Source organism: Flavobacterium davisii (assembly GCF_019565505.1).
GTDB classification, from domain to species: domain Bacteria; phylum Bacteroidota; class Bacteroidia; order Flavobacteriales; family Flavobacteriaceae; genus Flavobacterium; species Flavobacterium davisii.
The window spans coordinates 1,656,202-1,679,833 of sequence record NZ_CP067378.1 but is presented as its reverse complement, the minus strand read 5'-3'; the positions used below and the strand labels follow the sequence as shown (position 1 = coordinate 1,679,833).

Genomic DNA, 23,632 nt, shown 5'->3' with positions numbered 1-23,632 from the left:
AAAATACTATTCTATAAAGAAAACACTCTAATTTCTAATCTTATGACCTTAGAAGACTATTTAAAAAAAAATTATGGTTCTTATAATTATCTTAGTATATTATATCGGATAACCCAATATCAAAAACACATTATAGAACATAAAAAGGCAGACTTAAAACACGTTTTAAAATTTATTAAAATACTACGTGATCTAAACAAAACCCCAAGTAATATTGCTACTTATCTATATGCCATTAAAATCTATTACAATTACTTACAACTAATTAATATAAGAAAAGATCATCCTTGTAAAAGTTTAAAACTAAAAGATAAAATAGATAAAAAGGTAAAAATAGATCAATTATACACTCAACAAGAATTAGAAAATTTTTTAGAGAAAACACCTGATCAAAAAAAGTTAATGGTTAGTCTTTTTATTTATCAAGCCATAACTGTAGCTGAACTTATTGATTTAAAACCCTCTCAAATTAATATACAAAAAGCGGAAATACATTTAAACAACAGAGTTTTACCTCTACTGGCTCAACAAATTTATCTATACCTAGAACACATTCAAAATAAAAAAATTAAAGAACACGATTTGCTTTTCACCAACCTAAGAGGAAAACCACTCAAAATCTCTAAAGTCAATCTATACATTAATCAAAACAGACCAAAAGAGCAGTGTATAACTCCAACTAAATTAAGGCAGAGTTTAATTAAAAATCTTTTACTAAAAAATGATCTTAGAGTTGTACAGGTATTTGCGGGGCATAAAAAAGTATCACTACCCAACAATATAGAACTTCTGATTTTGAAGAATTAAAAAATAAAATCAATCTTTTACACCCTTTTCAATAACTACATTTAAAGGCAAACAACGATCATTTTAGTTCGTTGTTTTTCTATTACATATTACCATTACCTATAAAGTCTAATACAAGCAATCAATCAAGCGGTCTCCCTCCGGTCGTTCTCTTTGTTGCGCTGGGCTGTTCCAGTCGGCTGAAAAAGCCTCCGTTCCACAGACCACTCGCAAACATAAAAAGAGCAGCCAAGAAAAAAGGCAGCTCTTTTTTTGTTGGCTTCGTTCCCAGTCTTCACACGTTCACTTCCATCGCTTGTCGGGGCTACTACATCTGCAAGAGAGCAAAAACTCCGCAGGCTACGTTTTGCACTCTTTGCATCTGTCGCCCCTTGCTTTTTGGCGGTTGCTTTCTCTACTCTCAGTACGCCCTGCAAGGTGTAGCAAAGCTACTAGTTAATAGATTTGCTACACAGAGTTCCGCTAACAGGGCTATGCTTTCAGCACACTGCGCCACATTGCTCCTTGTCGTGCCTCCTTGTCCGCATCCCCTGTCGCAGGCTTCGGTACATTGCCGCAACACCGCCACTTCGCTCCTCGGGAAGTAAAACGGCTTTTTATACCACTAAGTGCCTAACGCCTTTTTTACTTCCCTGCGGTGCTTGGGGGTGTTAATCTAGAAGCCTAGTACTACTGCGCAAGCTCCGTAGTGCTTCTTTTTTAAAACGATTGCTTTTATAAAATCAATCGTTCCAAATGAAAGTTAATCCTCTAGCAATCGTTTAAAAAAATAAGCTTCACATCACTAAAGTAACAACTCACTAAGGGCAAACACTCAAAGTTTGTTTCCTACTTGCCTTTCTTCATTGATAAAAAAGAATCAAAATTTTTTTCACATGAAATAAAAATTAGATTATTTTTGAAACTATGAAACTGCTAAAACTACTGATACTGGTATTGTTGATCTCTTGGAACTCGTACCCAAAAGGGCAAAAGGCGTGTCTGTCGATGGCTCAAAAGGGTGTTGTAGAGGGGCAAAAAGTGGTACAGAGTTATCTTTGGGATGGAAACGTTCTTTTGCATCAGTGGACCTACCAAAAAGGACAAGAAGCTCAAAGCTCTGTTAACGATCTAGGAGAAGTTTACCTTAGCCAAAAAGAAACCGTAGAGGATTTAGTTACTTGGATTTACCAAGAAAATAGCTTTGTTCCCTGTGCTAAAATACAAGCAGAAGAACAATTTAGTATTATTTCGGACTACCTAGGTAGACCCCTACAATCATATGACCAACAAGGTCGATTAGTTTGGCAAACTGACTACGATATTTATGGAAAACTTCGTAATTTTAACTCCCACATTGGACTAACTCCAGATTTTATCCCTTTTAGACAACTCGGGCAATACGAAGACCCCGAATTAGAAGGGCTTTACTATAATCGATTTCGATATTATGATGCGAGTACGGGACTGTATTTGAGTCAAGACCCGATTGGATTGGCGGGAAATAATCCGACGATGTATGGGTATGTGAAGGATTCTAATAAACTAGTTGATCCATTCGGGCTTAGTCCTGAGTACTTTCCCTTAGATAATTTAGGAAGACCTACAGGTGGATTTGCAGAAGTTACTCAATCAACATTAGGTACTGGTACATCTGCCTCTTCTTCAGTTAGTCCGCCGGGATGGTTAGGAGGAGAACATCCACACCATCAACAAAGAGGACATTTAATTTCTAATAATCACGGAGGTAGTGGGACTGATAAAAGAAATTTAGTAACAATAACTGATGGTACTAATCATCCAGGAATGACTAAATATGAAAATAAAATTACCAAACACGTGAAAGCAGGCAATACTGTTTTAGTTGAAGTTAAACCTCTTTATAATGGTGATGAATTAATACCACACAAAATAACTATTTTTGGTATAGATCAAAATGGGAAAGTAATAGTTGATGGAGAAGTAACTAACGGATTAAGACAAAAAACAGTATGCTGTTCATAAAATTATGCTAGAAAATAAATTTACTTTAAGCGTAACAAATGATTTGCCTAAAGAATTAGGTGATGCCAAAAAATTAGAATCCTTTCGTTTCATTAATGGGAAAGGTTTTCCCTCATCTTATAAAGATTTTGTTCTAAATTATGGATATGGTTTGACATTGGAGGAATTTCATATTTATATTCCTATGGGGGATTATGGAGATTCTATTTTTGTAAGATCAGAAGAGATAAAAGACACATATATAGAAGATGTATTAAATGATGATATTTGGTTTGATATTGAACCAGATGCTTCTATAGAAATTTTAAAAAATTTATATCCTTTTGCTTCAAGTGATAATGGATTATATCTATTTTGGGATATAAGCAACTTTAGTCAAAATGAAAATGAGTTTGATATTTATATAACTGATTTTAGAGGTATAGGTTTTAGAAAAGTTGGAAATAATTTATACGAGTGTTTTGAAAACCTAACCAGTAAAGATAAATTTAAAATGTATATTCCCTTTTCTTTGGAATCATTAAATAATACATTTAAAATATTGAATAAAATTGTAATTTAAAATCGTCCCGCTCCTCAAAGTCTCCTGACTTTGAGTATAAACAAAAATAAACCCTGCAATTGCGGGGTTTATTTTTGTATTAAGTAAAATGAAACATTATTTAGGGTCTGCTGAAAAATTCAAATCCTCTAAAAATCAGCAATTCGGAAGTTGAATTTTATTATTAGATGCAAGGTTTTTACACTATCCCCTTCAAAAACCTTGCATCTAACAATTTGTTTTTTGTGTTCTATCTTTTTTAAACTCCAATTTACAAGCTCTAAAAGAATTAATACTTATCAAAAATTAGTAAAATTGATTATTTTTAGTGAAAATGATACCAATTTGTGTTTGGTTAGTTTTTCAGCAGACCCTATTTAGAATAAGCTTGTCTTGTTTTAACATCTCTTAAAAAGGCATCTAAAATGGCAAAAATATGACTTTTGTTTTCTTCATCAAGAGTCTGTATATCATTAATTCGATTAACTGTTTGTTTATCAAAAGTCATTGTAGCATTTTCATCAATCAAGTAATCTAAAGTAACTTCAAAAACATCTGCTATCTTCTTTGCTGTCTCTACAGATGGCGAAGCCTCATTCTTTCTGTATTTTCCTATTGCTTCTCTAGAAGCACTTATTTGTTTAGCTAAATCAGTTTGAGAAAGACCTTTAACTTTCCTCAAAAGCGCTATTCTATCACCAATTTTTACCATAATTATATATCAAAGTGTACTATAATACAACAAAAAGCAAATATACTGGTATTTTGGTACGTAAAAAAATATAATAATTGTTTGCTATTAATGGATGATTGTATATATTTGTGTCTGATTATACACAATTAAAACTTTTCAACAATTTTCACAATGCAAATCTCTGACATAAAATCCCGCTTAAGTTTAAGCCAAGTATTAAGCTATTACAATTTACAGCCCAATAAAAATAAAATGTTGTGTTGTCCTTTCCATCAGGATAAAACCGCTTCTTTACAAGTCAATTTGCAAAAAGACTTTTACAAATGCCACGCTTGCGGGGCAAAAGGCGACCCAATCCAGTTTGTACAAGACTTTGAAAAACTATCCAAACACGATGCCTTAAAAAAATGCACCCAGTTAGCACAAGTCGCAGCACCACAAATTATACAACAAAGTAAAGTTATTAAAACAATGAGTCAAGAAAACCATATTCCCCCTTTGGGGGCTAGGGGGCTGTTCCTAGAAAAGTTATACGAAACCTTTGTAAAATCGGTATATATGAGTCAACCCGCCAAAGAGTATTTACATAGCCGTAATTTATCCAGCGTTTTAGAAACTAGAGGTTCAGTAGGTTTTAACTCGGGGCAGTTCCATCACGCTGGACGATTTGAAAATGAAGTAAATCCTGTTCTAGCAAAACAAGAAATGATACAAAATGCTTTAGAGGTAGGAATGTTAAGCCCTTTAAATAGAATAAACAATCAAACAGGCGAAGCCGTTACGTATCAAGTTTTTGGTAATAAATGTTTAGTCTTTCCACTGCGTAATGAAAAAGGAGAAATAGTCTCTTTTTATTTTCGCTCCATAGTTCCTTTGGGGGCGGAGGGGGCTAAACACTTTTATTTAAAAGGTAGAAACGGATTATACCCACATTATCCAAAACCCCAAACTAAAAAACTCATATTAACCGAAGCTCCTATCGATGCTTTAAGTATATTACAAATCATCAACGACCCTAACTCCCCCTTTGGGGGCTGGGGGCTCTTTCTTGTTACGGTACAAACGGACTTGCTCCAGAACATTTACAAGCCATCCAAAATTTAAAACACTTAGAAGAAGTAATTTTTTTCTTTGACGGAGACAAAGCAGGTCGCACGGCGACAGCGAAATATACTGAAGCTTTACAGGAATTAAACCCAAAACTCAAAATAACAAAAGTTGAAACCCCTGAAGGCGAAGACATCAACAGCCTTTTAGTAGCCTATGAAAAGGAAATCTTTACCGAGTTATTACAAACCAGAAAACCAATAGGCAGTAATGATAAGACATTAGTTGAAAAAATGAAGCAAGAAATAAAACCAACGTTGAACCTTAAACCTTTAAATATTGAACAAAAAATAAAACCCCTCGACTTTTTAAAAGAAGAAAACCTACTCCACAACATCAATGAATTACTAGGAAAAATAGGCATTGTAGGCGAACAAAACAACAGGCTTTTACAGTATGTAACGGCAACCACTTACAAGATGAATTACAACCTACACATCCTCTATCAAGGAAGTTCGGGAAGTGGCAAAACCCACACCATCAAACAAATTGCATCGCTCATACCTCCTGAAGATGTCATTTACTTAACTAGGGTTACAGAAAGCAGTTTGTACAATTATAAAAACGGAGAGTTTATGTATAAACTCGTCGTTTTTGAGGATATGGACGGATTAAAAGAAGAAGCCCTTATGGCGGTGCGTGAAATGATCTCTAATAAAAAATTATCCTCTTCGACTTCTATCAAAGACAAAAAAGGCAATGCAGACGGTAAAATAAAAGAGGTAGAAGTATCTTTTGCCAGTTTATCAGCCACCACTAAAGGCGAACTCTACGAGGATAATATGAGTAGAATTATAGTACTTTCTGTAGATGAATCAAAGGAGCAAACCAAACGAATCATTGAGTATAAAAACAAAGTCTATCAGGGCCAAATCAACAAACAGGAACAGGAACAAACTCGGTTTTTTTTAAGAGAATGTATAAAATTATTACAAGTCTATGAAGTCATAAACCCTTATGCAAACCTTGTGGAACTGCCCGAGAACGTACACAAACCCACTCGAATGCACGATATCGTTATGGGAGTCATTAATCAAATTGTACTGCTCAATCAATACCAACGAAACAAAACCCCACAAGGGCAATTAATCGCAGAAAAAGAGGATGTTATAAACGGTTTATTATTAATGAAAGACAGTATTATTTTAAAAATGGATGAACTCGAGGGGAAAGTAAGAACCTTTTACGAATCCTTAAAAAAGTTTGTTGAAAAAAAGGCTAAAAAGGAAGATAAGAAAAGAGAAGATGTAAAATTTACACGTTTTGACATTAAAGATCATTATACATTAAGCAAAGCACAAATAAACAGGTATTTAACCGATTTAGTTTCTTGCGAATATTTATCAAAATTAGGTAAAATGGGCAAAGGCAATCAATACAAAATAGCCCATTGGGACAACTTCAAAACCCTAACAGAAGAACAATTACAAATAATGTTAGATAAGTTAAAAGAAGAATAAAATGAGTCTAAAGTGAGCCTAGAATACACCTATAATGAGCCGATAAAAAAACGTAAAACATTGTAAAACAGCCAATAAAAGCATTCGGCGCATAATTTTCAAAAACAGTGTAGGACAATGGAACATAAAGCATCATACAAAGTAGAATTACTAACATTAGGATACAGTTCTTTAGCCATTGATAATCGTCTAAGATGTATTACTAATTTCTTAAATCTCTTAAAAAAACCAGCAGGTTTAGTTAAAACAAAAGACATTGATTATTATATAAAATATACAATTGATAAAAAGTTACATAGTAATTCTATACACAACTATTTTACCATTATCGATCAATATTTTGTCTTTTTAGAACAAAGAGGGGTAATCAAAAAAAATCCTTTTAATGCCTATAGCTTACAAATCAAAAAGGATCCCAAAAACATACGAGAGATACTATCCCAACAAGAAATTAAAGAACTCTATAAACTAGCCAATACAAAAGAAAAAAATTATTTTACATCTTTGTTATGCTTGTGGACTTAGAGCCTTTGAAATGGAAAAAATAACCCCCAAGGATATTAATCTAATTCAAAAAAATATTATTGTTACTAACGGCAAAAACAACAAACGTAGAGTCATTCCTTTAAGCAATACTACTTACCAAGATTTAAAACAGTATCTAATCAATACCTCTTGCTCTAACAATAAACCTTTTTTATCTAACTCTGCTGGCACTCCATTAAAGCGATACACCGCATTAAAAATGATCCAAAAACTAGGTAAAAAAGCACGTATCACTAAAAAAATAACATTACACGGATTAAGGCATTCTATTGCAACTCATTTAATAGAAAATGGACTCTCTTTAGAACAGGTACAACTCTTCTTAGGTCATCAACAAATCGAGACTACCACGCTTTATACCCGAATAAAACAACAACAACTAAAACAGATTATTTCTTTATAATCTTTTATAAACTCTTTTATAAACTAAAACTGTTAAATTATGAAAAACAACTCGAAATTAGAACTTTGCATCATCAAAAACCTCACCTACTATGAGCTAAAAACCATGGAAATAGAACTAAAAATAATACGTCTCAAACTAAAAGAAAGAGGAATGAATCCTAAAGGAATTAATCAAAAAATAACCTTTTTACAAAATAAGATCAGCTCATTACATCACCAAAACTATGAACTTTTCCAACTGCTTTATAATCTTAAAAAAACAGCTCAATCAAAGAATTAGCCATTATTGATAAAAAATACTATTCTATAAAGAAAACACTCTAATTTCTAATCTTATGACCTTAGAAGACTATTTAAAAAAAAATTATGGTTCTTATAATTATCTTAGTATATTATATCGGATAACCCAATATCAAAAACACATTATAGAACATAAAAAGGCAGACTTAAAACACGTTTTAAAATTTATTAAAATACTACGTGATCTAAACAAAACCCCAAGTAATATTGCTACTTATCTATATGCCATTAAAATCTATTACAATTACTTACAACTAATTAATATAAGAAAAGATCATCCTTGTAAAAGTTTAAAACTAAAAGATAAAATAGATAAAAAGGTAAAAATAGATCAATTATACACTCAACAAGAATTAGAAAATTTTTTAGAGAAAACACCTGATCAAAAAAAGTTAATGGTTAGTCTTTTTATTTATCAAGCCATAACTGTAGCTGAACTTATTGATTTAAAACCCTCTCAAATTAATATACAAAAAGCGGAAATACATTTAAACAACAGAGTTTTACCTCTACTGGCTCAACAAATTTATCTATACCTAGAACACATTCAAAATAAAAAAATTAAAGAACACGATTTGCTTTTCACCAACCTAAGAGGAAAACCACTCAAAATCTCTAAAGTCAATCTATACATTAATCAAAACAGACCAAAAGAGCAGTGTATAACTCCAACTAAATTAAGGCAGAGTTTAATTAAAAATCTTTTACTAAAAAATGATCTTAGAGTTGTACAGGTATTTGCGGGGCATAAAAAAGTATCACTACCCAACAATATAGAACTTCTGATTTTGAAGAATTAAAAAATAAAATCAATCTTTTACACCCTTTTCAATAACTACATTTAAAGGCAAACAACGATCATTTTAGTTCGTTGTTTTTCTATTACATATTACCATTACCTATAAAGTCTAATACAAGCAATCAATCAAGCGGTCTCCCTCCGGTCGTTCTCTTTGTTGCGCTGGGCTGTTCCAGTCGGCTGAAAAAGCCTCCGTTCCACAGACCACTCGCAAACATAAAAAGAGCAGCCAAGAAAAAAGGCAGCTCTTTTTTTGTTGGCTTCGTTCCCAGTCTTCACACGTTCACTTCCATCGCTTGTCGGGGCTACTACATCTGCAAGAGAGCAAAAACTCCGCAGGCTACGTTTTGCACTCTTTGCATCTGTCGCCCCTTGCTTTTTGGCGGTTGCTTTCTCTACTCTCAGTACGCCCTGCAAGGTGTAGCAAAGCTACTAGTTAATAGATTTGCTACACAGAGTTCCGCTAACAGGGCTATGCTTTCAGCACACTGCGCCACATTGCTCCTTGTCGTGCCTCCTTGTCCGCATCCCCTGTCGCAGGCTTCGGTACATTGCCGCAACACCGCCACTTCGCTCCTCGGGAAGTAAAACGGCTTTTTATACCACTAAGTGCCTAACGCCTTTTTTACTTCCCTGCGGTGCTTGGGGGTGTTAATCTAGAAGCCTAGTACTACTGCGCAAGCTCCGTAGTGCTTCTTTTTTAAAACGATTGCTTTTATAAAATCAATCGTTCCAAATGAAAGTTAATCCTCTAGCAATCGTTTAAAAAAATAAGCTTCACATCACTAAAGTAACAACTCACTAAGGGCAAACACTCAAAGTTTGTTTCCTACTTGCCTTTCTTCATTGATAAAAAAGAATCAAAATTTTTTTTCACATGAAATAAAAATTAGATTATTTTTGAAACTATGAAACTGCTAAAACTACTGATACTGGTATTGTTGATCTCTTGGAACTCGTACCCAAAAGGGCAAAAGGCGTGTCTGTCGATGGCTCAAAAGGGTGTTGTAGAGGGGCAAAAAGTGGTACAGAGTTATCTTTGGGATGGGAACGTTCTTTTGCATGAGTGGACATACTCAAAAGGGCAGGAGGCAGAAACTTCTGTTAATGAATTAGGAGAAGTTTATTTAAGTCAAAAAGAGGCAATTAATGATCTGGTAACTTGGGTGTATCAGGAAAATAGCTTTGTTCCTAGTGCTAAAATACAAGGAGAGGCGCAATTTAGTATAATTTCCGATTATATAGGCAGACCCATACAATGTTATAGCGAAAACGGTTCTTTAGTTTGGAGCACAGATTATGATATTTACGGAGGTTTACGTGAATTAAAAGGAGAAAAATCCTTTATTCCTTTTAGACAACTCGGACAGTATGAGGATCTGGAATTAGAAGGGCTGTACTATAATAGGTTTAGGTATTATGATTGTACTATTGGGAATTATATTTCTCAAGACCCTATTGGACTGGCAGGAAATAACCCAACGTTTTATGGGTATGTACACGATTCGAATAGTTGGATTGACCCGTTTGGGTTAAATACCTTTAATCCTATTCAGTGGACTGCTCCATCTTCAGGAACAGGAAATACTTATACAGTTTATCAGCAAAATATTGATTGGGATAAAGTCGACCCTAAAACAGGTAAAACAAATCTCGAATTAGCTTCTAAAGGTCGTGCTCCACTTGGAAATGATGGTAAATCTATTAATCTGCATCATTCTAAACAAAAAGCTCACGGTCCTTTATTTGAAGTAACAGCAAGTACGCATACTAAATATGGTCATAGTAATGCTTTACATCCTTATAGAGTAACACCTGTAAATGGTAGTAAACTTAATCCATTTGACCCTGTCAACAGAGAATTATTTGACAAAGATAGAGGAGAGTACTGGAAGCATAGAGCAGAGATGGAAAAACAAAGAAGGTTAAAATGTAAATAAAAAAATATGATAGATAGTAAAATAGTTTCTTACTTAAAAGAAAACGATGAATTCGAATTGTTACCAGAATATAAAGAGAAATTTTTAGCAATTCTTTTAGATGCTGGGATCAACAAAAGTTCGGCTTTAATTGATTTAATGGCGAATTATTCAGGCGAATTTAATGGTAATGAAGGATTTATTATTAATGTAGCTGATGATTTGTCAGATTATGAAAACAGTGTAATAAAAATCCTAAGAGAAGAAGAAGGAGTACCTAATTTTTATTTATCATTATTCAATTTTGAATTTGATGATTATTTGCTATACAATATTGAAAATGACAATGTTGTTTTGATAGAAGGTGGTAATATTGAAAAATTGAAAAATAACGACTTTACAAAAAAGTGGAATAATTTTAATGATTTTCTTTTGGACTTTTTTGAATTGAACTAAAAAAAAGAGCTGCTATTTCTACCATCTTTTTAGAAAAAAGTGTCCCTTATAAGGTAAGTGGTTAGAAATAAAAATGTTACAAATAAGTGATTTTTAAACCATAGAAATTATAAATGAAAATCAACTTCAATTTACTTTCGATTGAGGTTGGTTTTCTTTCTTTGTTACTTCCTGCACTTTATCCTTTCTTGAAGATTCATTTAAATAGGTTGCTTTAGCAAGGAGAATAAAAAAGATTATTGGTAATGAAAAAACAAATCGTTACCTTTGGGATGGAAACGTTCTTTTGCATGAGTGGACATACTCAAAAGGGCAGGAGGCAGAAACTTCTGTTAATGAATTAGGAGAAGTTTATTTAAGTCAAAAAGAGGCAATTAATGATCTGGTAACTTGGGTGTATCAGGAAAATAGCTTTGTTCCTAGTGCTAAAATACAAGGAGAGGAACAATTTAGTATAATTTCCGATTATATAGGCAGACCCGTACAATGTTATAGCGAAAACGGTTCTTTAGTTTGGAGCACAGATTATGATATTTACGGAGGTTTACGTGAATTAAAAGGAGAAAAATCCTTTATTCCTTTTAGACAACTCGGACAGTATGAAGATCTGGAATTAGAAGGGCTGTACTATAATAGGTTTAGGTATTATGATTGTACTATTGGGAATTATATTTCTCAGGATCCTTTAAAATATTGGGGAGGTTTAAATTTATATTCCTATGTTCAAGATAGTAATAGAGAAGTCGATATATTTGGCTGGGAGGATATATGGTTTAGAGCTTTAAATTCTAATGATATGAGTAGTTTAAATTCTGGTGGAAACATTATTCCTAAAGACCCAACAGCAACCAGAAGCGCTGCTATTTCTACCATCTTTTTAGAAAAAAGTGTCCCTTATAAGGTAAGTGGTTAGAAATAAAAATGTTACAAATAAGTGATTTTTAAACCATAGAAATTATAAATGAAAATCAACTTCAATTTACTTTCGATTGAGGTTGGTTTTCTTTTTTGTTAATTCCTACATTTTTGCAACTGCTTTTCGTGTTCTGCTCTTTTCTAAATTGTTTTTGAGCTTCAAAATGGGAATTATAGTGTGAAATGGACATAGTTTTTCCGTTGTAAGTTTCAAAAGGAGTATTTCCTTTCAATGAATGTTGAGGACGAATGTAAATGTAATTCCTTATAAATTCTAGTAATGCTTTATCAAGTTGCGCTGTGTTTTCGATATGTGACTGATAGAGATATTGATACTTTAGGGTTTTATTGACAGCTTCAATCATAGAGTTAGAACTAGGAATATCCTTTTGAGCAATGTTATGAATAATATTGGGTTCAATACTTTTAATGTATTCTTCGACTGTTGTGTTCACATTTTCTATTCCGCCATCGGTTAGAAACTCTATTCTAGTAGGTTTGGGGAGTTCTTCTAAAGCATTTTCCAACAATTCTTTAATGGCTTTTGGGCTTGGCTTTAAATCGATATGCCAACCCAAAATCATTCTAGAGTAATGGTCTATAAGTAAGTGGATGTAATGTTTTACGCCATTGGCTGTTTTAAAAACTGTGATGTCAGCACACCAAGTTTGATTAGGTTTTATACTTTGTAATGGTGAATATTCAGGTTTGTTTTGCAAATGTCTGCCATTATTAATTCCAAGCAAATTGCTGTACTTATAAAATGTGGCTAAACAAAAATTGAAATCTTTGTTGCGTAATCCCATATAGTAGATAGAAGACTTTGACCAAAATTTATAATCAATGTTGTTAAAATATTCTTTTATCTTAAGAACTTCTTGATTTAATAGTTGTTGCGGGTAACGTTTTACACACCAAAAAATATACGAAGCCTCACATTTGTTTAATACTTGCGTTTTATAGTTTTGATAAGTCGCACGTGAAATCCTAAAAAGTTGAATAGCTTCTGGAACAGGAATCCAATTTTTGATACTCTCAATAGTATTTACAATTATATCTTTGTTTTTTTTGACGACTCTATTAAAATCTTTGATTTGGTCAAAAATGGTATAAGCTCCTTTGAGTAGTTGTATATAAGCTCTGGAAAGTTTTTTACTACTAGGAAACTCGTTTTGATTTTGAAACAACTCAATATCTTCATCAATTAAATCATTTAAAGTATAATCGATATATTTATTTTCAGGTTCCTTCAACCATCTCGATAAATTACTGGAAGGGATTAACTTTAACAGTTCTTTTGATAACAATCCTTTACGAGCAAAAATTTTGGTGTTGGTATGATAGGAGTTTCTATGTTTAATAATTTGCATTTTGAAAAAGGCGCGAATGTAAAAAAATATAATTATTTTCTTTATCCAAACTTTTCATTAGAGAAAAAAATTACATTATTTTTGAAACAATGAAGTGAAACAAGAGCTGTCATTGTTATTAGTGATAGCTTTTTAATCGTTCTTTAAAATTTTGTTTATTAGGTTTGGGATGGAAATAAGCCATTACACGAGTGGAAAACTTTTGAGGGTAAGGATGCGCTAACCAATGAGGCTATAACTTGGGTATTTAACGAGTATGATTTTTCGCCAATTGCGAAACTCAAAAACGATAAAAACTACACCATCTTATCCGACCACTTGGGAACTCCCAAAATAATGTACGACCAGCAAGGCGAGGAAGTTTGGAGCGGTGCTTTAGATATTTACGGACGTACCAAAAATGAAACGGGAACACAAGGCTTTTGTCCGTTCCGTTATCAAGGGCAGTGTTTTGATGAAGAAATAAATTTGTGTTACAACAGGTTTAGATACTTTGAGCCTGAGAGTGGGAATTTTATATCTCAAGACCCCATTGGACTACTTGGAAATAACCCAACGCTGTATGGGTATGTGAAGGATAGTAATAGCTATGTTGATATTTTTGGATTAATAGAAGTCTTTAGATTATTAAGACCTGACGAAGATCCTTCAAAAGGCTTAAGTGCCAAAAAACCTGGTAGAGGAATGACAACCCATGGTCATGTTTCTACTGGTTCTAGAAATAAAGGTTCTCAATTTATATCGACAAGTACAGATCCAGCAGCATTAGAAAAATGGAGAGAACCAGGTCAAAGAATGGTTTCTTTTGATACCGATGATGTAGTTCCTGATGTTAAAGGGAATAAAAACATAATTGATATATCAACAGTTGAAAAAGCAAAAGCTAATGGTGTAGGCTCCGTTTCTGCAAAAATGTCTGCATCATCTAAAGAAGTATTAGTTGAAGGACATGTTCCTGCAGATAAAATAAAATGTCATTAAAATTATGAATCAAGAAGAAGCTATAAAAAATGTATATAACGCTTTATTAAGTGAGACTTCTATCCCTGTATCTATTAGAAATATGGAAGGAGTTGATAAAGTTCAATATGAAGAATTAAAAAGAATATTATCTTTCTAATAGATTATTACAAAGATAGAGATAATGTACCTAAAAAATTGGCTTTGGCTTTTGTTGATATTAGCAATTACTTTTTTGTTCCTAATCTAAATTATTCTGAAGAAGATTCTGAACGGTTTGAAGATTATGGTATAGAATTATCTGAATTAGCCAATAAATTATTTGACGATGAATAATAAAATTATTGTTGAAAGTAAGAGAAAAAAAATAGAAACACTAATTACAAAATATCCAAACTTTGAAATTATTGATTTAACCTCAAAGAGTCAAAACCCTTGGGTAAAATTTAGTCCATTTTATCCATTAGGAAATATCCCTATTCCTTTTAGTGAAAATTTATTTTCAAAAAGTGTTGAGGGAATTTGGCAAGGTTTAAAAGTTTTTGAAAAATTTGATATTGATCCTACTAAATTTAACATAGAAAATATGAAAAATATTAAGCGAACTGTTAGAAAGTATGGAAAAATAAAGGGGCATAGGAAAGGAATCAATGCAAAAGATATTTTGAATTATTCAGATTCAAAAAAAATGATTTATCTACCTTCATATAAATGGGTATTAGATAATAAGTTAAGAAATGAGATTACAGAAATCAAAAAAATTTTAACAGATAAATCGATATTATTATTAGATTATGAAACAAGTGAAGATATTTTTTCTTCAAAACCAATTTCACATGCTTTTTTAGTTAAATTATATTTAGAAGATAAATATCCAGCTCCACCGCTCCCGCACGAATCCTTTCGTGTGGTTTAGAGTAAAAACAAAAAAGCTGTCATTTACGACAGCTTTTACACGTTCTTTTAAATACAATCTTAAATTTCCCTTTTAGACAACTCGGACAGTATGAGGATCTGGAATTAGAAGGGCTGTACTATAATAGGTTTAGGTATTATGATTGTAGTATAGGTAACTATATCAGTCAAGACCCCATTGGATTACACGGTAATAACCCGACATTGTATGGGTATGTAAAGGATTCAAATACTAAAGTCGATGTTTTGGGATTAACAGAAATGATAAACCCAAATTTATTGAATTTTTCACAAGGGTATGTTAATGGACAAACAGAAACATATGAAAAAGCTATGAAAGATGGTAGTTGGGATTGGCAGAAATACCCTGACACTCATCAAACTCCAAGTGCAATTAGAGTAGTTGAAGTAGATGGAGAACTCGTTTCTCTTGATAATAGGAGATTGTTGGCGGCACAAAATGCAGGACTGACAGAAGTGCCTATTATTAGAGTTAAACCCGAAGATCCTATGCCTAGCGGAGGAACATATGGCAAGAATTTAGCTAAAAAATTAAATTCTAGACCTAAGAACAGACCAGATTTACCTAAGATAGAATTACCTAAAACTGGATCTAAAACAAAACCTATTGTAATAGCTTGTGATTAAACTGTATAAATCAAATAAAACTAGATGAATGAACATTGGATGAATGAACAATTAATTGGTATTAATTGTCTTCAAAAGAACGATGGAACGATTATTATTTTTAATTGTTTTTCCTATTCAACTGAAAATAAAAAACAACATTTTTGTGTACCTGTATGTGATACAACTGTAGAGAGTATTGAAAAATACAACGATGACATTTGGACATATTTTGAAAAATTTTCTAACGAGATAATTATTGACAATAAATTCAAAATCTATGGCGGTGAAGGTTCAATGGGTAACGAAGGGTTTATAGCTTGTGTTGATTTATCCGATAATCTTCTATGGGCAATTTTTTTAACAGATTCCAATCCATTTTATAAAATTGAATTTGAAAATAATCAAATTTTAGCTTACTCTTCAAATAATTTACTGTACAAAATAAATTTTTCGCATCCCGAAAGAATAGATATTGAGTACAAAGAATGGAGTTAATTTTACCCCGCTCCCGCCCGAATCCTTTCATGTGGTTTAGAGTAAAAACAAAGAGGCTATCCAAAACTTTTTGGATAGCCTCTCTCTTTTTATTTATAATAGAGCGTATTAATCATTTAGTTTCAATACCGCCATAAATGCCTCTTGAGGAATTTCAACGTTACCTACTTGACGCATACGTTTTTTACCCGCCTTTTGTTTTTCAAGTAGTTTACGCTTTCTCGAAATATCACCACCATAACATTTTGCTGTAACGTCTTTTCTAAGTGCTTTAATCGTTTCTCTAGCAATAATCTTAGCACCAATAGAAGCTTGAATTGGAATTTCAAACTGCTGACGTGGGATTAATTCTCGTAATTTTTCACACATTTTTTTACCAATATTATAAGCGTTATCCGCATGTATCAAGGCAGAAAGTGCGTCTAATTGGTTTGCATTTAGTAAAATATCCATTTTTACTAACTTGGATTCTCTCATTCCAATTGGATGATAGTCAAACGAAGCATATCCTTTAGAAACCGTTTTTAATCTATCATAAAAGTCAAATACAATCTCAGCCAATGGCATATCAAAATTCAACTCCACACGTTCTGTAGTTAAATATGTTTGATTGGTGATTTGTCCTCTTTTTTCAATACACAAACTCATTACATTACCCACGAAATCCGCTTTGGTAATAATAGTTGCTTTGATATAAGGTTCTTCTACGCGGTCTAATTTAGTCGCATCAGGTAAATCACTTGGATTGTTTACAATAATAGGTGTTGTAGGCTCTTTTTTAGTATAAGCTAGATACGACACGTTGGGAACAGTAGTAATAACGGTCATGTTAAACTCACGCTCCAAACGCTCTTGAATAATTTCCATGTGTAACATTCCTAAGAAACCACAACGGAAACCAAATCCTAAAGCAGCCGAACTCTCAGGAGCGAAAACCAATGAAGCATCATTTAATTGCAATTTCTCCATAGAAGCACGTAACTCTTCATAATCCTCTGTATCTACAGGATAAATACCTGCGAATACCATTGGTTTTACATCTTCGAAACCTGTAATCATATTCGTAGTAGGCGTTTTAGCATCCGTAATGGTATCACCTACTTTAACTTCTTTAGCTTCTTTAATACCTGAAATTAGGTAGCCTACATCACCAGTAGAAACGGTTTGTTTAGGTACTTGATTTAATTTTAAAGTACCAATTTCATCAGCAAAATATTCCTTGCCCGTAGCCATGAATTTTACTTTCTGTCCTTTTTTAATTTCCCCGTTAACCACACGGAAAATTACTTCGATACCACGAAACGGATTGTAATGCGAATCGAAAATCAAAGCTTGTAAAGGTTCTTCAGGATTTCCTTCTGGTGCAGGAATACGCTCCACGATAGCTTCCAAAATTTTATCAACCCCAAAACCTGTTTTACCAGAAGCATGAATAATATCTTCTATATCACAACCTAATAAGTCTACGATATCATCACTCACCTCTTCAGGATTCGCACTTGGTAGGTCTACTTTATTTAAAACGGGAATAATTTCCAAGTTGTTTTCTAAAGCTAGGTATAAGTTAGAAATCGTTTGCGCTTGGATACTCTGCGCTGCATCTACAATCAACAACGCCCCTTCACAAGCAGCAATAGAACGCGAAACTTCGTAAGAGAAATCCACGTGTCCGGAGTATCAATTAAGTTTAAAATATATTGCTCTCCTTTGTAGGTATATTCCATCTGAATCGCGTGACTCTTAATGGTAATACCACGCTCGCGCTCCAAATCCATGTTATCCAACAACTGCGCTTGCGCTTCACGAGCCGTTACGGTTTGTGTCGCATCCAATAAACGGTCAGCCAAGGTACTCTTACCATGGTCGATATGTGCAATAATGCAAAAATTTCTAATTTTCTTCATCGTTCTAAATATCATTTTGTCACAACTGACGTATCAGTTTTTTGGGCGTTTCCTGTCGGCTTCGTGCCTCGCTACGACAGGTCAGGCTTTCCGCTTTATCTTCAAGAGGCATTTGGTTTCACCATGCTTCTTGAAGGATGCCGCTTCAATCCTTAACGCAACTAATATGCAAATATAGTTTAAAATCGTCATTTTCAAAGCACTGATAAGCCGAAACTAGGAATATGCTTTTGCTATTGCGTTAATTATCGTAATTTTGCGCCAAAATGTAGTCAGATGGTTAAGATAGGCAATATAGAATTACCCGATTTCCCTTTATTATTAGCTCCCATGGAAGATGTAAGCGATCCACCTTTTCGTCGTTTATGTAAAATGCACGGAGCCGATTTAATGTACTCCGAATTTATTTCGAGTGAAGGTTTGATTCGGGATGCCATCAAAAGCCGTCAGAAATTAGACATTTTTGATTACGAGCGCCCCGTAGGTATCCAAATTTTTGGTGGTGACGAGGAAGCTATGGCCCTGAGCGCTAAAATTGTTGAAACTGTACAACCTGATTTATTAGATATCAATTTTGGTTGCCCCGTAAAGAAAGTAGTTTGTAAGGGTGCGGGTGCAGGGGTTTTAAAAGACATCGATTTAATGGTACGTTTAACCAAAGCAGTTGTGAATAGCACCCATTTGCCTGTAACTGTAAAAACTCGTTTGGGTTGGGATGACGCTTCTATCAATATAGACGAAGTAGCCGAAAGATTGCAAGATGTAGGGATTAAAGCATTGACAATTCACGGGCGTACACGTGCGCAGATGTATAAAGGACATTCTGATTGGTCACATATAGCACGTGTTAAAAACAACCCAAGAATTCATATTCCTATTTTTGGAAATGGAGATATCGATTCTCCTGAAAAAGCATTGGAATATAAAAATACGTACGGATTAGATGGTATCATGATTGGTCGTGCTGCCATTGGTTATCCTTGGATTTTTAATGAAATTAAACACTATTTTGCCACGGGTGAATTATTAAACGCTCCAACTATTAGGGATCGAGTAGAAGCAGCTAAAAACCATTTAACTTGGTCGATAGACTGGAAAGGTGAACGTGTTGGAATTGTAGAAATGCGCCGTCATTATACCAATTATTTTAAAGGCATTCCTCATTTTAAAGAGTATCGTAACAAATTAGTTACATTTGATAATTTTCAAGATTTGTTGGTTGTTTTTGAGGATATTATTCAGGCGTATGCAAAGTGATAAAATAAAAATAGGCTCTTCAAACGAAGAGCCTATTTTATTATTATTTATAACTGAGGGCCTGCTTTTACTAAACCTTCTCCTTCTTCATTATCCGTGTATTGAATAAAGTTTTTAATGAATCTTCCTGCTAAATCTTCTGCTTTAGCTTGCCATTCTGAAGCATCAACATAAGTATTACGAGGATCTAAAATTTCAGAATTAACATCATGTAATGCGGTAGGAACTTCAAAATTAAATACTGGTACAACAGTTGTTTCAGCATTTTCAATAGAACCGTCTAAAATAGCATCAATGATAGCTCGTGTATCTTTAATAGAAATACGTTTTCCTGTTCCATTCCAACCTGTATTTACCATATAAGCTTTGGCATTATGTTCTTCCATTTTTTTACTAACTCCTCACCATACTTTGTAGGATGTAAAGATAAGAAAGCCTTGCCAAAACACGCTGAAAAAGTAGGTTCAGGTTGTGTTACGCCTCTTTCAGTACCGGCTAATTTAGCTGTAAATCCTGATAAGAAATAGTATTTTGTTTGTTCAGGAGTTAATTTAGAAACGGGAGGCATTACACCAAAAGCATCTGCTGTTAAGAAAATTACTTTAGTAGCATGTCCTGCTTTAGATACAGGTGTTACTATATTGTTAATGTGGTAAATAGGGTATGAAACACGTGTATTTTGTGTTACAGAACCATCTTTGAAATCAATTTTACCATCAACATCAACCGTTACATTTTCTAATAAGGCATCCCGTTTAATTGCTCCAAAAATATCGGGTTCATTTTCTTTGCTTAGATCAATTGTTTTTGCATAACAACCTCCTTCAAAGTTAAAAACGCCATCGTTGTCCCACCCGTGCTCATCGTCTCCAATTAATTCACGTTTAGGATCTGTAGATAAAGTTGTTTTTCCTGTTCCTGATAAACCAAAAAATACGGCTACATCACCATCTTTTCCTTTATTTGCAGAGCAGTGCATAGAGGCCATTCCTTGAAGAGGTAAATAATAGTTCATCATTGAAAATAAACCTTTTTTCATTTCTCCTCCATACCAAGTACCTCCAATTAATTGTACTTTTTCTGTTAAGTTAAAGGCAATATATACTTCAGAATTTAAACCATGTGCTTTATAATCTGCAAAACCGCGTTTTGAAGCGTTCATTACCACAAAATCAGGTTCCCCATAGTTTGCTAACTCTTCTTCGGTTGGACGAATAAACATATTTTTTACAAAGTGTGCCTGCCATGCTACTTCTACGATAAAGCGAACTTTTAATCGTGTATTTTCATTAGCGCCACAAAAAGTATCAACTACAAAAAGTCTCTTTCCTGATAATTGCTCAACTGTATTTTGTTTTAGAGCAGCCCAAGTATCAGTACTGATAGGTTTATTATCGTTTACAGCTTTTTCAGAAGTCCACCAAATCGTGTTTTCTGTTACGGCATCTTTAACAATATATTTATCTTTAGGAGAACGACCTGTAAACTCACCTGTCATTACATTAACTGCCCCCAATTCAGTTAACTGCCCTCTTTCGTAACCTTCTAATTCAGGGCTTAATTCTTCCTGATACAACAATTCGTATGTAGGATTATATACAATTTCTTTAACGCCACTAATTCCGTATTGATCTAACGAAATCGTTTTCGTAGGTGGTGTGTATGCTTCCATAAAATTTATGATGTGTGTGTTCAATTTTAACGACAAAAGTATAAATATTATTTAAATAGACTCATAGTTTACATTTTTTTTGTAAAAATGTAATAAAATGCGATAACCCAAGCAGATATTAACAATACTCCTCCTACAGGCGTTATAGGGCCTAAAAATTTGAAGTTTAAACCTGTAATAGATTGTGTCGAAAGCAAAAAAATAGATACGGAAAAAAATAGGACTCCTCCTACTACTAAATTAAAAATCACATTTTTTTGTTCAGGTAAGATTATGCTTGTGGTGCCTAAAAACAATAAAAAGAAGGCGTGATACATCATATAACGTACTCCAACCTCAAAAGAAACTAATTGATCTGAATTTAAAATTTTTTTAAGAGCATGTGCTCCAAAGGCTCCTAAAATAATTGAAACTGCTCCAAAAAGTAAAGCGGTTAATAGAATTTTTTTATCCATTTATGTGTATTTTTTTTCAAATTTAATGTAGTAATGGTAAAAAATCATATTATTTTATAAATTTCGCTTTTAAAAAAATATCATTTCATTAAATTTGTGTGATCTTTTATCAAACCCAAAATGAGAAATGTACTAATTATAGGAGCAGGTCGTTCTGCTTCCTCTTTAATAAAATATCTTTTAGAAAAATCTGAAAGCGAAGATTTACATCTTACCATTGGTGATTTATCATTGGAATTAGCACAACGTAAAACATTAGGCCATAAAAATGCCACTCCTATTGCCTTAGATATTCATAATACAAATCAGCGACAAACCGAAATTCAAAAAGCAGATATAGTAATTTCAATGCTTCCCGCTCACATGCACGCGGAAGTAGCGAAAGATTGTATCCTATACAAAAAACACATGGTTACAGCTTCATACATTAGTGATGCTATGCAAGCTTTAGATGAACAAGCAAAAGAAAATGGTTTAGTATTCATGAATGAAGTAGGGCTAGATCCCGGCATAGATCACATGAGTGCTATGAAAGTGTTAGATGAAATTCGTGATCAAGGAGGTAAAATAATTCTTTTTGAATCATTTTGTGGAGGTTTGGTAGCTCCCGAAAGTGATAATAACCTTTGGAACTACAAATTTACTTGGGCACCAAGAAATGTTGTATTAGCAGGTCAAGGTGGAGCAGCTAAATTTATACAAGAAGGAACTTATAAATATATACCGTATAATAAACTATTTCGTAGAACCGAGTTTTTAGAAATTGATGGATTTGGTCGTTTTGAAGGCTATGCGAATCGCGATTCATTAAAATATAGAAGTGTTTATAATTTAGATGATGCTTTAACTCTTTATAGAGGAACTATTCGCCGCGTAGGTTATTCTAAAGCTTGGGATATGTTTGTTCAATTAGGTATGACAGACGATACTTATATGATTGATGATTCTGAAAAAATGAGCTACCGTGAGTTTGTGAACTTATTTTTACCTTATCATTCAACTGATTCTGTTGAAATAAAATTACGCCATCAACTAAAAATAGATCAAGACGATGTTATGTGGGACAAATTAGTGGAGTTGGATTTATTCAGTAATCAAAAAATACTGGGTATTAAAAATGCTACACCAGCACAAGCATTAGAAAAAATTTTAACAGATTCTTGGACATTACAATCAAATGATAAGGATATGATTGTAATGTATCATAAATTTGGATATGAATTAAACGGAGAACGCAAACAAATAGATGCTACTATGGTTTGTTTGGGGGATGACCAAACCTATACTGCTATGGCTAAGACAGTAGGACTACCTGTAGCAATGGCAACGTTGCAAATTTTAAATGGTAATATTACAACACTAGGTGTACAATTACCTATTAAAAAAGAAGTTTATACACCTATATTAAAAGAATTAGAAGAATATGGTGTTGTTTTTATAGAAAAAGAGGTTCCATACAAAGGTTATAATTAATCTGCCTACCTACTTATTTGTAGAAGGTGTCCTAAAAAAATAAAGGCATGATCAACGAAGCGCTGATTCTTTATTTTTTGGACGCCTTCTTTTTATTTATTTTTTCGGATTTATTTACTAAAATAAAAGAAATTTCAAGTTAGATTATGCGATAGGCTTTCTAATGCTGAATTTGGGATTATGTGGCAAAAAAATAATACCATTTAAACTTTAACCCAGATTACGCATTAGACCCGAGCGTAGCGAATAGACGAAGTAAATCTATTGCACTTTATTTTTCTTCCAATTCAAGCAGGTACTCAAATTTTAATCATCAAAATAGTTCACTATTTCTTCTTCTAAAATTTTCCGTGAGCACTTGAATTTATTGAAAAATTTTGTTTCACAACGAAGTCTAATGCGTAATTCTATCTAACTTAATTTAAGGAATTGATAAAGAAGTAGTTTCGATTCCGTATTTTTTAATCATTTTTTTAATTTGTATCGTTTTTTTATTCTTCATTTCTTGAATATATTGGTCTGTATTTATTGGTATATAATGTTGTTTTTTGACTATCATATTCCAAATT

At 33.2% G+C, this 23,632-nt stretch carries 24 protein-coding genes and 4 pseudogenes; 22 read left to right on the top strand and 6 right to left on the bottom strand.

The window, feature by feature from the left end:
* Positions 1-42 precede the first annotated feature (42 nt).
* The 3 genes from JJC05_RS08130 to JJC05_RS08120 all read left to right on the top strand — a co-directional run bounded on the left by JJC05_RS08130 (position 43) and on the right by JJC05_RS08120 (position 3,352).
* Positions 43-807, top strand: a complete 765-nt coding sequence (locus JJC05_RS08130; RefSeq protein WP_235878744.1) for a tyrosine-type recombinase/integrase — start codon at positions 43-45, stop codon at positions 805-807.
* 987 nt (positions 808-1,794) lie between these two features.
* Complete coding sequence (locus tag JJC05_RS08125) at positions 1,795-2,790, top strand: RHS repeat domain-containing protein (RefSeq protein WP_235878753.1); 996 nt, start codon at positions 1,795-1,797, stop codon at positions 2,788-2,790.
* 4 nt (positions 2,791-2,794) lie between these two features.
* Complete coding sequence (locus tag JJC05_RS08120; RefSeq protein WP_235878751.1) at positions 2,795-3,352, top strand: SMI1/KNR4 family protein; 558 nt, start codon at positions 2,795-2,797, stop codon at positions 3,350-3,352.
* Between the two features lie 352 nt (positions 3,353-3,704).
* On the opposite strand, the gene JJC05_RS08115 is transcribed toward JJC05_RS08120, so the two are convergent.
* Positions 3,705-4,043, bottom strand: a complete 339-nt coding sequence (locus JJC05_RS08115; RefSeq protein WP_235878749.1) for a helix-turn-helix domain-containing protein — start codon at positions 4,041-4,043, stop codon at positions 3,705-3,707.
* A 153-nt stretch (positions 4,044-4,196) separates the two neighbouring features.
* Here JJC05_RS08115 and JJC05_RS08110 point away from each other — a divergent pair, with 153 nt between their 5' ends.
* The 10 genes and pseudogenes from JJC05_RS08110 to JJC05_RS08070 all read left to right on the top strand — a co-directional run bounded on the left by JJC05_RS08110 (position 4,197) and on the right by JJC05_RS08070 (position 11,930).
* A complete protein-coding gene (locus JJC05_RS08110; RefSeq protein WP_235878747.1) occupies positions 4,197-5,129 on the top strand; it encodes a CHC2 zinc finger domain-containing protein in 933 nt (310 codons plus the stop codon).
* Positions 5,060-5,221 (top strand): annotated as a pseudogene (locus tag JJC05_RS18795) (toprim domain-containing protein); the annotation flags it as partial. The gene JJC05_RS08110 and the pseudogene JJC05_RS18795, both read left to right, overlap by 70 nt.
* A gap of 144 nt (positions 5,222-5,365) precedes the next feature.
* Positions 5,366-6,592 (top strand): MTBMA_p00010-related P-loop-containing protein, encoded by a 1,227-nt coding sequence (locus tag JJC05_RS08105; RefSeq protein WP_258929639.1) that lies wholly within the window; start codon positions 5,366-5,368, stop codon positions 6,590-6,592.
* Positions 6,593-6,709: 117 nt separating this feature from the next.
* On the top strand, positions 6,710-7,117 hold the full coding sequence (locus JJC05_RS08100) for a phage integrase N-terminal SAM-like domain-containing protein (RefSeq protein WP_235878745.1): 408 nt from the start codon (positions 6,710-6,712) through the stop codon (positions 7,115-7,117).
* A gap of 10 nt (positions 7,118-7,127) precedes the next feature.
* Positions 7,128-7,541, top strand: a complete 414-nt coding sequence (locus JJC05_RS08095; RefSeq protein WP_235878755.1) for a tyrosine-type recombinase/integrase — start codon at positions 7,128-7,130, stop codon at positions 7,539-7,541.
* Positions 7,542-7,580: 39 nt separating this feature from the next.
* On the top strand, positions 7,581-7,823 hold the full coding sequence (locus JJC05_RS08090) for a hypothetical protein (RefSeq protein WP_107317467.1): 243 nt from the start codon (positions 7,581-7,583) through the stop codon (positions 7,821-7,823).
* Positions 7,824-7,878: 55 nt separating this feature from the next.
* On the top strand, positions 7,879-8,643 hold the full coding sequence (locus JJC05_RS08085) for a tyrosine-type recombinase/integrase (protein ID WP_235878744.1): 765 nt from the start codon (positions 7,879-7,881) through the stop codon (positions 8,641-8,643).
* A gap of 988 nt (positions 8,644-9,631) precedes the next feature.
* Positions 9,632-10,582, top strand: coding sequence for an HNH/ENDO VII family nuclease (locus tag JJC05_RS18175; RefSeq protein ID WP_309597456.1), 951 nt, complete (start codon positions 9,632-9,634; stop codon positions 10,580-10,582).
* Positions 10,583-10,588: 6 nt separating this feature from the next.
* The gene (locus JJC05_RS08075) at positions 10,589-11,017 is read left to right on the top strand and encodes a hypothetical protein (protein ID WP_127823432.1); all 429 of its coding nucleotides are present in this window, start codon (positions 10,589-10,591) and stop codon (positions 11,015-11,017) included.
* A 286-nt stretch (positions 11,018-11,303) separates the two neighbouring features.
* On the top strand, positions 11,304-11,930 hold the full coding sequence (locus tag JJC05_RS08070; protein WP_309597455.1) for an RHS repeat domain-containing protein: 627 nt from the start codon (positions 11,304-11,306) through the stop codon (positions 11,928-11,930).
* 61 nt (positions 11,931-11,991) lie between these two features.
* On the opposite strand, the gene JJC05_RS08065 is transcribed toward JJC05_RS08070, so the two are convergent.
* Positions 11,992-13,302: a DDE-type integrase/transposase/recombinase gene (locus JJC05_RS08065; protein WP_235878740.1), complete on the bottom strand. Its 1,311-nt coding sequence runs from the start codon at positions 13,300-13,302 to the stop codon at positions 11,992-11,994.
* Between the two features lie 234 nt (positions 13,303-13,536).
* On the opposite strand from JJC05_RS08065, the gene JJC05_RS08060 reads away from it, so the two are divergent.
* The 7 genes and pseudogenes from JJC05_RS08060 to JJC05_RS08035 all read left to right on the top strand — a co-directional run bounded on the left by JJC05_RS08060 (position 13,537) and on the right by JJC05_RS08035 (position 16,302).
* On the top strand, positions 13,537-14,283 hold the full coding sequence (locus JJC05_RS08060) for an RHS repeat domain-containing protein (protein ID WP_508625127.1): 747 nt from the start codon (positions 13,537-13,539) through the stop codon (positions 14,281-14,283).
* Between the two features lie 4 nt (positions 14,284-14,287).
* Positions 14,288-14,422, top strand: a complete 135-nt coding sequence (locus tag JJC05_RS17075) for a hypothetical protein (protein WP_258929637.1) — start codon at positions 14,288-14,290, stop codon at positions 14,420-14,422.
* Between the two features lie 38 nt (positions 14,423-14,460).
* Entirely contained in the window at positions 14,461-14,598 is a 138-nt protein-coding gene (locus tag JJC05_RS08055; protein ID WP_235878738.1) for a hypothetical protein, read from the top strand.
* The gene (locus JJC05_RS08050) at positions 14,591-15,178 is read left to right on the top strand and encodes a DUF6939 family protein (protein WP_105195303.1); all 588 of its coding nucleotides are present in this window, start codon (positions 14,591-14,593) and stop codon (positions 15,176-15,178) included. The genes JJC05_RS08055 and JJC05_RS08050 overlap by 8 nt, the downstream gene beginning before the upstream one ends.
* 56 nt (positions 15,179-15,234) lie before the next feature.
* Positions 15,235-15,420 (top strand): annotated as a pseudogene (locus JJC05_RS08045) (RHS repeat-associated core domain-containing protein); the annotation flags it as partial.
* A 3-nt stretch (positions 15,421-15,423) separates the two neighbouring features.
* The gene (locus JJC05_RS08040) at positions 15,424-15,825 is read left to right on the top strand and encodes a hypothetical protein (protein WP_235878737.1); all 402 of its coding nucleotides are present in this window, start codon (positions 15,424-15,426) and stop codon (positions 15,823-15,825) included.
* Positions 15,826-15,849: 24 nt separating this feature from the next.
* The gene (locus JJC05_RS08035; RefSeq protein WP_235878735.1) at positions 15,850-16,302 is read left to right on the top strand and encodes a hypothetical protein; all 453 of its coding nucleotides are present in this window, start codon (positions 15,850-15,852) and stop codon (positions 16,300-16,302) included.
* A gap of 108 nt (positions 16,303-16,410) precedes the next feature.
* Here the strand turns inward: JJC05_RS08035 and lepA are convergent.
* Positions 16,411-18,206: pseudogene (gene lepA, locus JJC05_RS08030) on the bottom strand (translation elongation factor 4).
* Positions 18,207-18,482: 276 nt separating this feature from the next.
* Between lepA and dusB the strand changes: the two are divergent.
* Positions 18,483-19,463 carry a tRNA dihydrouridine synthase DusB gene (gene dusB / locus JJC05_RS08025; protein WP_235878733.1) on the top strand — a complete coding sequence of 327 codons (981 nt, stop codon included), beginning with the start codon at positions 18,483-18,485 and terminating at the stop codon, positions 19,461-19,463.
* A gap of 47 nt (positions 19,464-19,510) precedes the next feature.
* Here dusB and pckA read toward each other — a convergent pair.
* Both pckA and JJC05_RS08015 read right to left on the bottom strand, forming a co-directional pair.
* A pseudogene (gene pckA / locus JJC05_RS08020) lies at positions 19,511-21,135 on the bottom strand (phosphoenolpyruvate carboxykinase (ATP)).
* A 68-nt stretch (positions 21,136-21,203) separates the two neighbouring features.
* Complete coding sequence (locus tag JJC05_RS08015) at positions 21,204-21,590, bottom strand: DUF423 domain-containing protein (RefSeq protein WP_105195137.1); 387 nt, start codon at positions 21,588-21,590, stop codon at positions 21,204-21,206.
* A 120-nt stretch (positions 21,591-21,710) separates the two neighbouring features.
* On the opposite strand from JJC05_RS08015, the gene JJC05_RS08010 reads away from it, so the two are divergent.
* A complete protein-coding gene (locus tag JJC05_RS08010) occupies positions 21,711-23,063 on the top strand; it encodes a saccharopine dehydrogenase family protein (protein WP_235878731.1) in 1,353 nt (450 codons plus the stop codon).
* Between the two features lie 421 nt (positions 23,064-23,484).
* Here JJC05_RS08010 and JJC05_RS08005 read toward each other — a convergent pair whose 3' ends face one another.
* Positions 23,485-23,622, bottom strand: a complete 138-nt coding sequence (locus tag JJC05_RS08005) for a hypothetical protein (RefSeq protein ID WP_235877300.1) — start codon at positions 23,620-23,622, stop codon at positions 23,485-23,487.
* Positions 23,623-23,632 lie beyond the last annotated feature (10 nt).

Bases quoted from the DNA above. Each gene is read 5' to 3' on its own strand.
- JJC05_RS08095 (WP_235878755.1), top strand. From the start codon at position 7,128: ATGGAAAAAATAACCCCCAAGGATATTAATCTAATTCAAAAAAATATT.
- JJC05_RS08105 (WP_258929639.1), top strand. From the start codon at position 5,366: ATGAAGCAAGAAATAAAACCAACGTTGAACCTTAAACCTTTAAATATT.
- JJC05_RS08125 (WP_235878753.1), top strand. From the start codon at position 1,795: ATGGCTCAAAAGGGTGTTGTAGAGGGGCAAAAAGTGGTACAGAGTTAT.
- JJC05_RS08130 (WP_235878744.1), top strand. From the start codon at position 43: ATGACCTTAGAAGACTATTTAAAAAAAAATTATGGTTCTTATAATTAT.
- JJC05_RS08120 (WP_235878751.1), top strand. From the start codon at position 2,795: ATGCTAGAAAATAAATTTACTTTAAGCGTAACAAATGATTTGCCTAAA.
- JJC05_RS08065 (WP_235878740.1), bottom strand. From the start codon at position 13,302: ATGCAAATTATTAAACATAGAAACTCCTATCATACCAACACCAAAATT.
- JJC05_RS08085 (WP_235878744.1), top strand. From the start codon at position 7,879: ATGACCTTAGAAGACTATTTAAAAAAAAATTATGGTTCTTATAATTAT.
- JJC05_RS08110 (WP_235878747.1), top strand. From the start codon at position 4,197: ATGCAAATCTCTGACATAAAATCCCGCTTAAGTTTAAGCCAAGTATTA.
- JJC05_RS08050 (WP_105195303.1), top strand. From the start codon at position 14,591: ATGAATAATAAAATTATTGTTGAAAGTAAGAGAAAAAAAATAGAAACA.
- JJC05_RS08115 (WP_235878749.1), bottom strand. From the start codon at position 4,043: ATGGTAAAAATTGGTGATAGAATAGCGCTTTTGAGGAAAGTTAAAGGT.
- JJC05_RS08035 (WP_235878735.1), top strand. From the start codon at position 15,850: ATGAATGAACATTGGATGAATGAACAATTAATTGGTATTAATTGTCTT.
- JJC05_RS17075 (WP_258929637.1), top strand. From the start codon at position 14,288: ATGAATCAAGAAGAAGCTATAAAAAATGTATATAACGCTTTATTAAGT.
- JJC05_RS08075 (WP_127823432.1), top strand. From the start codon at position 10,589: ATGATAGATAGTAAAATAGTTTCTTACTTAAAAGAAAACGATGAATTC.
- JJC05_RS08010 (WP_235878731.1), top strand. From the start codon at position 21,711: ATGAGAAATGTACTAATTATAGGAGCAGGTCGTTCTGCTTCCTCTTTA.
- JJC05_RS08015 (WP_105195137.1), bottom strand. From the start codon at position 21,590: ATGGATAAAAAAATTCTATTAACCGCTTTACTTTTTGGAGCAGTTTCA.
- JJC05_RS08090 (WP_107317467.1), top strand. From the start codon at position 7,581: ATGAAAAACAACTCGAAATTAGAACTTTGCATCATCAAAAACCTCACC.
- JJC05_RS08005 (WP_235877300.1), bottom strand. From the start codon at position 23,622: ATGATAGTCAAAAAACAACATTATATACCAATAAATACAGACCAATAT.
- JJC05_RS08100 (WP_235878745.1), top strand. From the start codon at position 6,710: ATGGAACATAAAGCATCATACAAAGTAGAATTACTAACATTAGGATAC.
- dusB (WP_235878733.1), top strand. From the start codon at position 18,483: ATGGTTAAGATAGGCAATATAGAATTACCCGATTTCCCTTTATTATTA.
- JJC05_RS18175 (WP_309597456.1), top strand. From the start codon at position 9,632: ATGGCTCAAAAGGGTGTTGTAGAGGGGCAAAAAGTGGTACAGAGTTAT.